Origin of the sequence: Lacihabitans sp. CCS-44, assembly GCF_024343735.1 — a bacterium.
Lineage (GTDB): Bacteria > Bacteroidota > Bacteroidia > Cytophagales > Spirosomataceae > Leadbetterella.
The window spans coordinates 64,609-77,788 of the sequence record NZ_RJUE01000052.1; the positions used below are offsets into that span (position 1 = coordinate 64,609).

8 protein-coding genes are annotated in these 13,180 nt (G+C 39.7%); 3 read left to right on the plus strand and 5 right to left on the minus strand.

Annotated elements, in window-relative coordinates; all coding sequences use genetic code 11:
* Window positions 1-40: 40 nt before the first annotated feature.
* Window positions 41-433, plus strand: a complete 393-nt coding sequence (locus EGI26_RS07810) for a hypothetical protein (RefSeq protein ID WP_255077554.1) — start codon at window positions 41-43, stop codon at window positions 431-433.
* A 65-nt stretch (window positions 434-498) separates the two neighbouring features.
* Here the strand turns inward: EGI26_RS07810 and EGI26_RS07815 are convergent, their stop codons facing one another.
* Together EGI26_RS07815 and EGI26_RS07820 are read right to left on the minus strand one after the other, a co-directional pair.
* The gene (locus tag EGI26_RS07815; RefSeq protein ID WP_255077559.1) at window positions 499-1,539 is read right to left on the minus strand and encodes a N(4)-(beta-N-acetylglucosaminyl)-L-asparaginase; all 1,041 of its coding nucleotides are present in this window, start codon (window positions 1,537-1,539) and stop codon (window positions 499-501) included.
* Between the two features lie 4 nt (window positions 1,540-1,543).
* Window positions 1,544-2,959: a sulfatase gene (locus EGI26_RS07820; RefSeq protein ID WP_255077560.1), complete on the minus strand. Its 1,416-nt coding sequence runs from the start codon at window positions 2,957-2,959 to the stop codon at window positions 1,544-1,546.
* A 212-nt stretch (window positions 2,960-3,171) separates the two neighbouring features.
* On the opposite strand from EGI26_RS07820, the gene gpmI reads away from it, so the two are divergent.
* The gene (gene gpmI / locus EGI26_RS07825) at window positions 3,172-4,707 is read left to right on the plus strand and encodes a 2,3-bisphosphoglycerate-independent phosphoglycerate mutase (RefSeq protein ID WP_255077561.1); all 1,536 of its coding nucleotides are present in this window, start codon (window positions 3,172-3,174) and stop codon (window positions 4,705-4,707) included.
* A 503-nt stretch (window positions 4,708-5,210) separates the two neighbouring features.
* Here the strand turns inward: gpmI and EGI26_RS07830 are convergent.
* The 3 genes from EGI26_RS07830 to EGI26_RS07840 all read right to left on the minus strand — a co-directional run bounded on the left by EGI26_RS07830 (window position 5,211) and on the right by EGI26_RS07840 (window position 11,345).
* The gene (locus EGI26_RS07830; protein ID WP_255077562.1) at window positions 5,211-6,116 is read right to left on the minus strand and encodes a prohibitin family protein; all 906 of its coding nucleotides are present in this window, start codon (window positions 6,114-6,116) and stop codon (window positions 5,211-5,213) included.
* Window positions 6,117-6,294: 178 nt separating this feature from the next.
* On the minus strand, window positions 6,295-8,061 hold the full coding sequence (locus tag EGI26_RS07835; protein WP_255077564.1) for a RagB/SusD family nutrient uptake outer membrane protein: 1,767 nt from the start codon (window positions 8,059-8,061) through the stop codon (window positions 6,295-6,297).
* Between the two features lie 26 nt (window positions 8,062-8,087).
* On the minus strand, window positions 8,088-11,345 hold the full coding sequence (locus EGI26_RS07840; RefSeq protein WP_255077565.1) for a TonB-dependent receptor: 3,258 nt from the start codon (window positions 11,343-11,345) through the stop codon (window positions 8,088-8,090).
* A 148-nt stretch (window positions 11,346-11,493) separates the two neighbouring features.
* On the opposite strand from EGI26_RS07840, the gene EGI26_RS07845 reads away from it, so the two are divergent.
* Entirely contained in the window at window positions 11,494-13,179 is a 1,686-nt protein-coding gene (locus EGI26_RS07845; protein ID WP_255077566.1) for a GMC oxidoreductase, read from the plus strand.
* Window position 13,180: the final 1 nt, after the last annotated feature.

Genomic DNA, 13,180 nt, shown 5'->3' on the forward strand with positions numbered 1-13,180 from the left:
AAATTCATAAATTGGTTGTCTAAACAAACCCTAAAAATTTATGAACACTAAAAATTTCTTTACGCTTGAGACTATTAATTGTGTGGTATTCGGCATTATCCTCTTTTTTTTCCCAGATTTCATTGGGCAAGAATACCTTACAAATCCAGATTTGATAAACGAGGCTTCAAAACTTGTCGCTAAAGGTTATGGTTCACTTCTTTTGGCAATGGCCATTGCATTTTGGCTTTCTAGAAAATCAGGGCCATCAATCGCCAGACATGCTATGGTAGTTTTAGCCACTTTCTCAAACATTTTCTTGATAATTATCCATTCTATGGCCATTTTGGGAGGCGTAGAAACTGCAATTGCTTGGGGTACAGTGGTTATGGCTTTAGTATTGGCTATTTGGGGTTTGATGTTAATTCCAAAAGAAAGAGATATTACAGTTTAGTTAAAACCTAGAAACAGATTCAAATTCCTCATTTTCAGATTACGGAGAATGAGGAATTTGTTTTCTCAAGAAAAATGGCTTTTCGCCTTTATAACTTTTCCATTTCCTGGAGCGGTGGTAACCGAAAACACAAAACCAGGATTTACAGCATAAGCACCGTATTGGCCATTTTTGTTTAAGGCAATTAAACCTACTTGGAAATCCTTGGCTTTTTTCGGGTTAATTTTCACCAATCTTTCTACGGCCATTTTGCAAGCCGCCTCTGGTGATTTACCTTGACGCATAAATTCTACCACCATAGCAGCACCAGCAATTCGAATCACTTCTTCGCCTTGGCCTGACCCAGTGCAGGCACCCACTTCGTTATCGACATATAGTCCAGCACCAATTATAGGCGAGTCTCCTACCCTGCCACGCATTTTAAAACCCATTCCCGAGGTTGTACAAGCCCCAGAGAGATTTCCAGAATTGTCCAAGGCCAACAAAGCCATGGTATCGTGGTTAAACTCTCCGTTTTCCAACATCTGCGGAGCAAATGGCCCTTTACCTTTTTGCATGGCTTTGTTCTGCTCTAATTCTATATTTTTAATAGGCTTATATTCAGATTTTTGAAGCCAATTCTTGTAAGCATTTTCTGCATCTTTGGATAGTTTGTCATCTTCTACTTTAAAACCTTTTTCTATGGCAAACTGCCTTGCTCCATCGCCTACCAAAAGCACGTGAGGGGTATCCTCCATTACTTTTCTAGCCACAGAAATGGGATGTTTGATGTTTTCCATAAAGGCCACTCCGCCACAATTCATTTTTTCGTCCATTATACAAGCATCTAAGGTTACTTTACCCTCTCTGTCAGGGTTTCCGCCCAAACCAACGCAACAATTTATGGCATCTTCAATGTTGTTTGCTCCTTTTTCAACGGCATCCAAAGCTCTGCCTGATGAGTTTTTGAGGATTTCCATGGCAGCCTCATTCACAGGAATTCCACTGTCCCAAGTTGAAATCACAATGGGCTTTTTTGCAGCTTTTGTTTGCCCAAAAGCATTCGCCAATGATAAAAAAGGCAAAGAAAACAAGCCTTTTACTAAAAATCCTCTTCTGTTTGTCATGAAATTATTCTTTTATTTTTCCGATAGTTCTTCTATTTTTTCCCTCCGATTTGGTCAAATCATCACCTATATCTTGCCTAGCCTCTTCGGCTATTTGTGTTAGTCTTTTTACAACCTCCGGATTATCGGAGATTACATTATATCTTTCGCCTGGGTCTCGCCTTAAGTCGTACAATCCACCTTGAAAAGTAAAGTTTTCATTTGATCCGCCTGGACTTCCGTCTTTTCCTGCCGAAAAACCTTCATAAGTACGACCAGGATGAGGAAAAACTAATTTCCAACTTTCATCCCTCACTGCTTCCAAGTTGTTTTTTCTGTAATAATATAGAAATGAAGTACGGGGATTGGCTGCTGTATTTCCTTTTAAAACATTGAAAACACTTACTCCATCAATTCGCCTTTTGGGCATTTTAGCACCTGTGGCTTCCACAATAGTAGGTAAAATATCCAAAGCAGCCGAGAGATTATTGGCCACTATCCCTGCCGGGATTTTACCTTTCCAAGTCATCATGCAAGGCACACGTTGCCCTCCATCAAAACTCGTTCCTTTGCCTTCTCTGAGCCCTCCAGCACTGCCAGCGTGATTGCCGTAGTTGAGCCAAGGGCCATTATCACTGGTTACAATGAGTAGCGTATTTTCCTCTAATTTGAGTTTTTTAAGTATTTCTCGTATCTGTCCGATGCTCCAGTCCAATTCCATCATTACATCACCATAAAGTCCTTGCTTAGATTTTCCTTTAAATTTATCAGAAACCGCCAAAGGAACATGTGGCATAGGATGAGCTAAGTAAACAAAGAATGGTTTATCTTTTTTTCTTTTTATGAAATCAATGGTTTTTTCTGTAAAACTTGTGGTGAATTGTGTTTGATCTGGGTTCGTTTGGATGGTCTTTTCTCCCTCAATTAAAGGTAATTCTGGATAATAATTCTTCGTAACTGGATGATTAGGCCACATATCATGCGAGTATGGAATGCCATAAAACTCATCAAAACCGTGTTTGGTGGGCAAAAAATCCGGTAAATGTCCCAAATGCCATTTACCAAAAGCGGCTGTTGAATATCCTTCTGTTTTTAGTAACTCGGCGATGGTTTCCTCTTCTGTATTCAAGCCAATTTCAGCAGTATGATCCAATGCCCCGCTAAATCCAAGCCTATTGGGATAACAACCTGTTAATAAGCCAGCTCTGGAAGCAGTACAAACCGCCTGTGGAGAATAGAATTGCGAAAAATAGATACCATCTTGAGCCAATCTATCAAAATTTGGTGTTTGATACCCCAGAGCACCATTTCTGCTGATGTCACCAAAACCCATATCGTCCATATAAACCAATATTACGTTTGGCTTTGAGGCTGGTTTATCTTTCAGAATAAACGAAAAGAAAATAATGGGTAATGCAACCGCAATGATTTTTTTCAGCATTGAATAATCAGGCTTGGGTTAAATTCTATGGAAACTTCCATTTACTTCACGAAAATAATAAAATATTTTATTAAACATGGTTTTCGATAACGTAAATACTCCATGATCTTTTAAAAACGCTGGTTCGAAAAATATATTAAGCTCAAAACTGCCTCGTTTCACCTAAAAAATCCTTAATTTTGTGGGTGATTTTAACCAAAAACATTAATATTTTGAACAAGAAAGTAATTTTAGCGATACTGGACGGCTGGGGATTACCAAAACCTGGCGAAGAGTGGCGTTCGGCCATAGAAGCAGCCAATGTGCCGTTTTTTAGACATTTAATGGCCACATATCCCAGCAGCACGCTGGAGGCTTGTGGAAGAGCTGTGGGTTTGCCTATCGGTCAAATGGGTAATTCTGAAGTGGGCCATACCAATTTAGGTGCAGGAAGAGTGGTTTACCAAGAGCTCGAAAAAATCAATGTGGCTGTGGAGGAAGGAAAAATCGCCAAAGAAAAAGTAATGGTGGATGCTTTGGCTTATGCCAAGACCAATAATAAAAAAGTACATTTTATAGGCTTATGCTCAGATGGTGGTGTGCATTCGCACATTGAGCACGTGAAAGGTCTGTGCAAAATAGCCGCTGAGGCTGGTGTTAAAGATGTTTTTGTACATGCTTTTATGGATGGCCGCGACTGCGATCCGAAGTCTGGAAAGGCCTTTATTGCTGATTTGCAAAATACTTTAGACAAAACAGGAGGCAAAATAGCTTCTTTGACCGGTAGATATTTTGCTATGGACCGTGATAAGCGTTGGGACAGGGTAAAACTGGCTTATGATGCCATGGTGAATGGCATTGGCGAGTTGCAAGTGTCTCAAGATGAAATTCTTGATAGCATACAAAAGTCTTATGACGCTGACATTACTGATGAATTTTTGAAACCTATTGTAGTGGTTGAAAATGGCCAACCTATCGGAAACATTGAGGCTGGAGATGTGGTGATGTGTTTTAATTTCAGAACTGACAGAGGCCGTGAAATTACCGAAGCTTTGACACAAAAGGATTTCCATGAGCAAAACATGCACGCCTTGGATTTGTATTATATCACCATGACGAATTATGATGAGACATACAAAAACGTTAAGGTGATTTATGACAAGGACAACCTGACCAATACGCTTGGAGAAGTTTTAGAAAAAGCCGGAAAGAAACAGATACGTTCGGCTGAAACCGAGAAATACCCACACGTTACGTTCTTTTTCTCTGGTGGCAGAGAGGAACCTTTTGTGGGAGAAACAAGACTTCTGTCGCCATCGCCCAAAGACGTGGCTACTTATGACTTAAAACCTGAGATGTCAGCCAAAGATTTGGCGGCTAATTTGGTGCCTGAATTGGAAAAAGGTGAAGTAGATTTTGTTTGTCTAAACTTTGCAAATCCGGACATGGTTGGACATACAGGTGTATTTTCGGCCGTTGTGAAAGCTGTTGAAACTGTGGATGCTTGCTTAAAACAAGTAGTGGAAGCTGGCATTGCAAATGGATACACGACTTTGGTAATAGCCGACCATGGCAATGCTGACTATATGCTCAACGATGATAAATCTGTCAATACGGCTCATTCCTTGAATCTTGTGCCATTTATTGTAGTGGATGATGCGTACAAAGGCCAACCCAAAAGCGGGAAACTTGGCGACGTAGCCCCTACCATTCTGAGTATAATGGGCATTGATATTCCGAAAGAAATGGATGGCTATGTATTGATTTAAAAAAGCTTAGATATATAAACAAAAACTCCCGAGTAATCAGGAGTTTTTTTTATGTCTCGATTTTAATAAATTTTTATTACTGGCATCCGAATAAAAACAATTATGATAAAAAAAGCTAAATAAATAACATTCAAGGCCTATTTTTAAAAAAAAAACACTCCAAATCTATACTTTGTGTCGGCTGCCGCCTGGGCGTTCATTTTTTTTCGAAAAAAAACGAACCAAAAAAAACTGCACTCAGCAAACTCACGCAGTCAAAATTCTATATATCAACTAGTTAAAATAAAAATTCTAGACCAGAATTTTGACCGCGTTCAAACAGTGCTGAGCGATATAAGGAATCATTATTTTACCAATATTTTTAGTCGGATGACAGTAAATTTTTATTGCAAACTTCATACTTATTTAATTTGCGGGCTTATTCATAATCAGCTTTTTATAAAAAAATCTCCAAGAATTTATTTCTTGGAGATTTTCAGGACGATGTAAGAAACTTGAGCCTATTAATTTGCGTTTAGCAAAACCTGCGAACCTTTGTTATTTCCCATAATAATGATTTTAGTATTAGGAGAGGCTGCAAGGTCTTTCTGAGCCTTTATTTGCTCGTATTGCAATTGCTTATCAGTCAGAGTTGAGGTTATAATTCGTTGATAATCAGCTATACCCTGTGCCTCCACACGCTTTCTTTCAGCTTCTTGCTTTTCTTTTTGAAGCACAAACTGCATCTTTTGAGCGTCTTGCTCTGCATTAATTTTTGACTCGATAGTTTTCTTTACAGATTCCGGCAAGGCTATGTTCCTAACCAATAGCTGCTCCAAAACCAACCCCCTGTCCTTAAAATCTTTTTCAATGGAATTGAAAATTCGTGTTTGAAACTCTTCTCTTTTTGAAGAATACAATGCTATAGCATCATAATTTGCCGAAATATCTCTGATTCTGGTTCTAGAAAGTGGTCGTACGATAACATCTACATAATCTAGACCAATCTGTTTATAAATAGTAGGAGCTTTTTCTGAAACTATTCTAAAAAGTACCGTTAGGTCTATTGTAACTTCCAAACCGTCGGCAGAAAGTACCCTGATAGCGTCGTCACCCGACTTAGTACCCTCGTCATGTACACCAGACATGGTATAGTTCTGGGTTTTCAGGTCTAATTCTTTTATGTCGGCTAAAGGATTCACGAAGTTCAAACCGCTGTTAAGCGTCTCTTTTTTTACACTACCAAAAATAGACTGAACGCCCACTTTGCCAGCATCTACCTGCACCACACATTTCGAAAGAATACCGAAAACAACTACCACGATTCCAACAATCCGAATCAAACCAGCATTGCCAGAAAGTGGACTATTTACTTTTTTAAGGTTATAGGCAACCAACAACAATACCACACCTACAATAATAATTATCATTTTGTTTATAAGTTTATTTGAACAAATGTATGCTTAGTTTTTGTCATTACTATCAAATATTTATGAATGGATTTTTCAGCTACAATAGCTGTTCAAAACCTATTTAAATTTCTGTATAAACCCTAAATAAAAAAAGCCTGAGCAAAATGCCCAGGCCTCTTAAATATACTATATAATATTAATAACCAGTATTTTGAACCAATGTAGGTTTCCCGTCTTTTTGGCTGTTCAATATTTCGTCTTGAGGTAGCGGGAAGTAATTGTTTTTGCTTGTAAACGTCTTACCAGCCATATAACCTCTTTTGTTGAACACCCTACCCGATGGCTCTTTGCCAGGTACGGCCTCCTCAGCGGCATATTTATTCAACACTTTCTCGGCGATACCCCAACGAACCAAGTCGAAGAATCTGTGGCCTTCCATAGCAAACTCTAGTCTTGTCTCCATGCGGGTTGCATTTCTTGCAAAGTCAGCTCCTTTGGTAGCGAAAGTCCCTGCAGGATATGGCTTCACTACATAGTTTACGCTTGGATCCTGCACACTGCCTTTTTGTGCTCTTTCTCTAACCATGTTTACATAACCCTCAGCAGCGGCTAAATTGCCTAACTCTATTTCACACTCGGCCAACCAAAGAATAACTTGTGACATTTTCAAAAGTCTATAATTATTATTGACATTTCTTTTGCTCGTAGAGTGCGTAGTGCTGTTTTCTTCAGCCAAATAGTACATCCATTTTTTGCCTGTGAAAGGTCCTGCATACACTTGGTCTCTGATCCAAGTAGAGCCCGGCATTCCGCCCCAGTCAAGGAAGTTAACGCCTCTTCTGCCCACTGTCCAGTCTAATCTTGGATCAACAGGAATCGTCTTGTCCAAAGTAAAAGCAGTACCTGCACTGATACCTTGATCGTTCGGCAAATCTACCTTATTGTAGGTATCTTCAGTGCCATCAGCAGCATTTCCAATCAAAGGAAGTCCATCTTCTGATGTTTTGAAGGCATTTACCAAATTGTGTGATGCCTGATAAAACCCGCAACATCCACGTCCTGGAGCTGTTGAAGAATATGGCCAGTTAAGGTTGTCTCCGGCATTTCCGTTGTTACCAGTTGTACCATCGTTTACCGAAAACTGTACTTCAAAAATAGACTCCGAGTTGTTGTTAGTGACAGTTCTGTAGTTGTCATGATAATTGGCCACTAATTTTTTTCCCGAATTTTTGTAAACATCTTCCAATAGCGTTTTAGCATCAGCCCATTTTTTCTGGAAAATCTTCGCTTTCGCCAAATATGCCTTGGCTGCCCACTTTGTAGCTCTACCTTTTTGAGATTGAACCGCCGGAAGTGTATTTGCTGCAAACTCGAAATCCGCTTCAATCTTAGGCCAAATATCCTCAGTGTTAGGCACTTTAGTAGAGCTAGGATCTGAAGCCTTGTAAGTTTTGTCATCTATGTAAGGTACCTTGCCCCACATTTTTTTAGCCTCAAAGTGATAGTGCCCTCTTAAAAAACGAGCCTCAGCTATTACCTGAGCTTTTTCAGCATCGGTCATATCTTTTACATCCGGACTTCCAACGATTTGAATAACCTCATTTGCACGAGCTACTCCGTCGTAAGAATGCCACCATTTACCTAAGAAATAAGTATTGTCTGCCAACCAGTTATATTGCTCAATAAACGACTGCTCAGGTTGGTCACCCGCATCGGTACCTTTTACGGCGTCGTCAGAACTTATACCACCAAAAACATAGTTAGAAATGGTAGATTGGCGGCCAGTATTACCTGCACCCACACCGTCTAAAAGCGAGTACGCTCCTATCAACAAGGCATTTACACCATTTTTTGTAGAAAGTTGAGCTAAGGAAGCTCTACCCTGAGGCTTTAAGTCGAAAAAGCTATCAGAGCAAGAAAAGCTGATAAAAACAGCGACTAATAGTATGATTGATTTCTTCATTTTATTTAATATTTTTATCATTATAATTAAAAACCAAGTCTAACACCTACCAAATAAGACTTAGCTACTGGATAAGCACCTTCGTCTATTCCCATGTGAATATCTTGGTTATCGTTACCTGAAGTTCTCAAGTTAATGTCTGGATCAAGTCCTGTATATTTTGTCAAAGTCAACATATTTTGGCCTTGAACATATATTTGAGCTGATCCCATTTTGGCTTTCTTCATGATGTTTGCAGGAATTGAATAAGTTAACTGCACATTCTTTAATCTCAAGTAAGAGCCGTCTTCTAAGAAATAAGACGAAATTTGCTGACTGGTTGCATCACCAGAGTTTAATCTTGGAAGTTTTGCCACATCACCTTGTTTTTTCCAAGAATCATACAACATTTCTGTAGATCTGTTTCCCTGGAAAGTGTTGAAGTCAGTCCAATATCTTACATAATTAAATATCTCGTTTCCTTGAACCCCTTGACCAAACATGGTTAAATCAAAGTTTTTGTAGCCCAAGTTCACATTGATACCGTATGTAAAATCAGGATGCGGATTACCGATGATGGTTCTGTCTGCGGCCGTAATAATTCCGTCGCCATTTACATCTCTGAACTTAAATGTTCCAGCTCTGGTGTAAGAACCAAACTTAGGAGCGGCAGCTGCTTCTGCATCGTCTTTGATAACACCATCCACAAAATACCCGTAATAACTCGCAATAGGTAAGCCCGCTTTTGTGGCAGAAATCGCAGGAAGACGAGTAGTAAATCCGAAAATAGTAGCATTAGGATCATCATTAAGCTTGATCACTTTGTTTTTATAATGACCAATGCTGAAACCAACTTGGTATCTAAAATCTCCAACTTTATCTCTGTAATTTATGCCCAGGTCAATACCTTTGTTCTGCACTTCACCAATGTTTGTAAATGGAATAGATCCTGTGCCCGCAGTTCTTGGAATGGCGATTTGGGTCAACATGTCAGTTGTTACTCTGTTGTAAACGTCTAAAACCAACTCCATTTTGTTGTTCAACAATACGGCATCTAGACCAATGTTTGTAGAAGTCGTTGTTTCCCATTTACCATTGGTATTACCAAATTGTACCAAGTCAAAACCACCCACTATAGACGAACCTGTTCCGTTAATGTCATAGGCATTATTAGATGGATCAGCAGCATAAAGAGTATAGGCATTGTAAACGTTCGGAATATTCTGATTACCAGTCTTACCCCATCCAAATCTCAACTTCATGTCGTTTACGAACTTCAAGTCTTTCATAAATTCAAACTCCGACATACGCACCCCAACTGAAAACGCTGGGAACACACCATATCTATAAGCTTCTGAGAAACGTGAAGAACCATCTCTACGCAATGTAAAATCTGCCAAGTAGGTGTCTTTATAGCCATAGTTTACTTTTCCGAATTGCGAAAACAAAGCACTCCTTATAGCTCCATCGCCGGCATTGGCTAGTCCTGCTGCCGAACCCGAGTTCAAATAACGATAGTCTAAGTCATCAAAAGAGAAATTACTTCTACTTGCCTGAAATCCAACCGAATAAGTGGTTACAGACTCAGTTCCAGCCAAAATATTCAGTTCGTGTAAGCCCATTGATTTGGTATAATTTAAAGTATTAAACCATGTTGCGGACTTATCAAAGTTATTTATAACATTCAAACTGTTGGCATTTCTGGCCTCCGCCGCCTCAATATCTCTGTGGAAATATTCCGAACGGTTATATTGGTTGTACTCCAGTCCATAACTCGTACGAGCCTTCAAGCCTTTCATGATATCAAATTCAGCAAAAACATTTCCAAAAACGTGTGTTCCTTTGGTTAGGTTATCTTTTTCACGATACAGTCTTGCCAATGGGTTAGGTGCATTTCCAAGGTTTACTCCTTTACTGCCTGCAAATCCATTGTATGGCGACGTATTGGTACCACCCAATTCTGCTGGACCACCGGTGATGTCAAAAACAGGAATAATTGGATGCACACGAATGGCAAACATGATAGGATTTGACTCGTTGTTATTGGTAATTCCTTGTCTTTCATCATAAGAGAAAGTAAAGTTTTCGCCAATCGTCAAGAAGTTTTTCTTAAATTCTGTGTTGGCTCTAACCGAATATCTGTTGTATTTGGTGTATTTCAAAATACCGTCTTGCGAGAAGTAATTCGCCGAAATAGCATATTTCCCAGAATTAGAACCACCAGTGGCTCCTATTTGATAATTAGAAATGGGAGCTGGATCAAAAATAGCATCTTGCCAGTCTGTGCCTTCTTTGTTTGCTTTTGTTATGTTAAAAGCTGTTTTACCCAAATTCGGATCAGCAATATCATTTGTATAGGTGTAATTGGCTGGTAAAGAACCATAAACGTTAGGATAAATATAATCAGCCACAGTTTGCTCACCATTGGCACCAAACTTATACTGTACAGATGGCGATGTTACCGAAGGATTTTTGCCCGCTCCTATGTCTGCTTGATAGAGGTATGAGCCTAACTCTGAGGTGTTCAACAAATCTAACATCCTGCCCGGTCTTTGTGTTCCGGTATAATAGTCAAATGATATGTTTGGCTCACCAGCTTTACCCTTTTTGGTGGTGATGATAACTACACCATTGGCAGCTCTTGCACCATATATAGAAGCCGCAGATGCATCTTTCAAAACCTGCATAGACTCTATGTCATTAGGGTTCAGTTGATTCAAGGTTCCTTGTGTAGGAACTCCGTCGATAACATACAGCGGGCTATTGTTGTTTACAGAGCCAAAACCCCTTATACGCACCATAGTACCACCACCAGGAGAGTTGTCGTTGCCGACCACCACACCAGCAGCTCTACCTTGGAGCATCTGGGTTACACTTGCCGAAGGCGTAGCAGTCAATTCTTTGGCATTAACCACTGTTACTGCACCAGTAATATCTTTCTTACGCTGGGAAGCGTAACCTGTCACCACCACTTCGCTTAATGACTTGGTGTCTAGCGATAATACCAAGTTAATTTCAGACCGAGCACCCACCACTTCTTCGGTAGGATTGTAACCTATAGAAGAGAAAGTCAGTACACTGGTGTTACTTGATACATCAATGGTGTAGCTACCATTGGCATCTGTCGTAGTACCAGTAGATGTACCTTTAACCAGAACTGTCACTCCAGGAATCCCTGAAGTACTTCCAGTTTCGGTTACCTTACCAGATACTTTTCTTTGGGCATAAGCGAAATTAACGGTAACAAGTAGGCTCATCACCATAAATGCTCGACCCAAATTTCGAAAAAGGAGTTTTTTTTGCATACGAGTAGGAGTTTTTGTTAATTTTAAATAGTTTTAAGAAATCGAATAGTTTTTCAAATATAATTAATAATTCAATTAATAATATTTATAAAATTAAATTTTTTTAAAAAATAATACAATTCCAGAAATAGTAAAGTTTTCTTAACAAATGGCTAAAGAAAGTAATGAGTATGATGCAATAGTTATAGGGTCAGGCATTTCTGGAGGCTACGCCGCTATGGAACTTACCAAAAAAGGCTTGCAAGTATTGATGATAGAAAGAGGTAGAAATGTGGAACATGTCACTGATTACACCACAGCTCTCACACCATCGTGGGAAATGCCACACAGAGGCAAAGCACCTTTGGAACTTTTAAAAGACTACCCCAAAACAGCTCGAGTTTACAATAAAATAAACGAGTATTCGGCTCATTTTTATACAAAAGATGCACTCCACCCCTATTTAGAAGACAAGCGATTTGATTGGATAAGGGGATATCAACTCGGCGGAAAATCTATAACATGGGGAAGAATTGCTTTGAGAATGTCTGACTTGGACTTTGAAGCCAATGCCAAAGAGGGAATAGCAATAGACTGGCCACTGAGATACAAAGATCTCGCTCCTTGGTACGATTATGTCGAGAAATTTGTGGGTATCTCTGGAAATGTTGACAAAATACCCCACTTACCAGATGGCATTTTTCAGCCGCCGATGCCTTTTTCATGTGTAGAAAAAGACTTTCAGCAAAAAAATAAAAAGTTTGACGCCAAGGTAATCCATGCCAGGCAAGCACATTTGACACGGCCCACCGAAGAACAGCTTGCTTTAGGTCGTGGAAGTTGCCAATACCGCAATATGTGTGGACGTGGCTGTCCGTTTGGTGCTTATTTCAGTACTCAGGCGGCCACTTTGCCAGTAGCAAAAAAAACAGGAAATCTGACAATTCTCACAAACGCTATTGTAAAAGAATTACAATACGATGAGCTCAAGCAAAAAGCCACCGGCGTTATAGTAATTGACAGCATTACCAAAAAAGAAACAGAGGTTCAAGCCAAAACCATTTTCTTGAATGCCTCTTCTTTGGCCTCAACGCAAATTCTCCTCAACTCAAAATCCAAAAGATTCCCAAATGGTATGGGAAATGACAGCGGCGTTTTGGGACATTATTTAATGGACCATCATTTTGGAGCAGGTGCCACCGCAGAAGTGGAAGGCTTTGAAGACACCATAGAATACGGAAGAAGGCCGAATGGCTTTTATATACCAAGATATAGAAATATAGGTGGTGAAAAACGTGCCTACTTGCGTGGTTTTGGTTACGAAGGTGAATCAAAACGTATTCACGAACATTGCTCTGATGAGTTTGGCGTGGAATTTAAGAAGAAATTCACACGTTTTGGACCTTGGCAAATTGGCCTTTCGGCTTTTGCCGAAACGTTGCCTTATGAAGACAACAAGATTTATCTGAGCCAAGACGAAAAAGATGAATGGGGAATTCCGCTTTTGATTATGTCGGCCGATTACAAAGAAAATGAGACTAAAATGCGGGTGGACATGAAAAACGATGCCGCCGAAATGTTTGAGGCTGCTGGCTACAAAAACATAAAACCTTACGACGAAATAAGAGGATTCGGCAGGTGCATACACGAAATGGGAACAGCCAGAATGGGACATTCGCCGAAGGATTCTATCCTCAACAAAAATAATCAAGTTTGGGGCGTTCCCAATGTTTTTGTGACCGATGGTGCTTGTATGACTTCTTCGTCGGCCGTAAATCCTTCGTTGACATACATGGCTTTGGCTGCACGAGCAGCTGATTTTGCAGTAAATGAACTTAAAAAACAGAATATTTAAG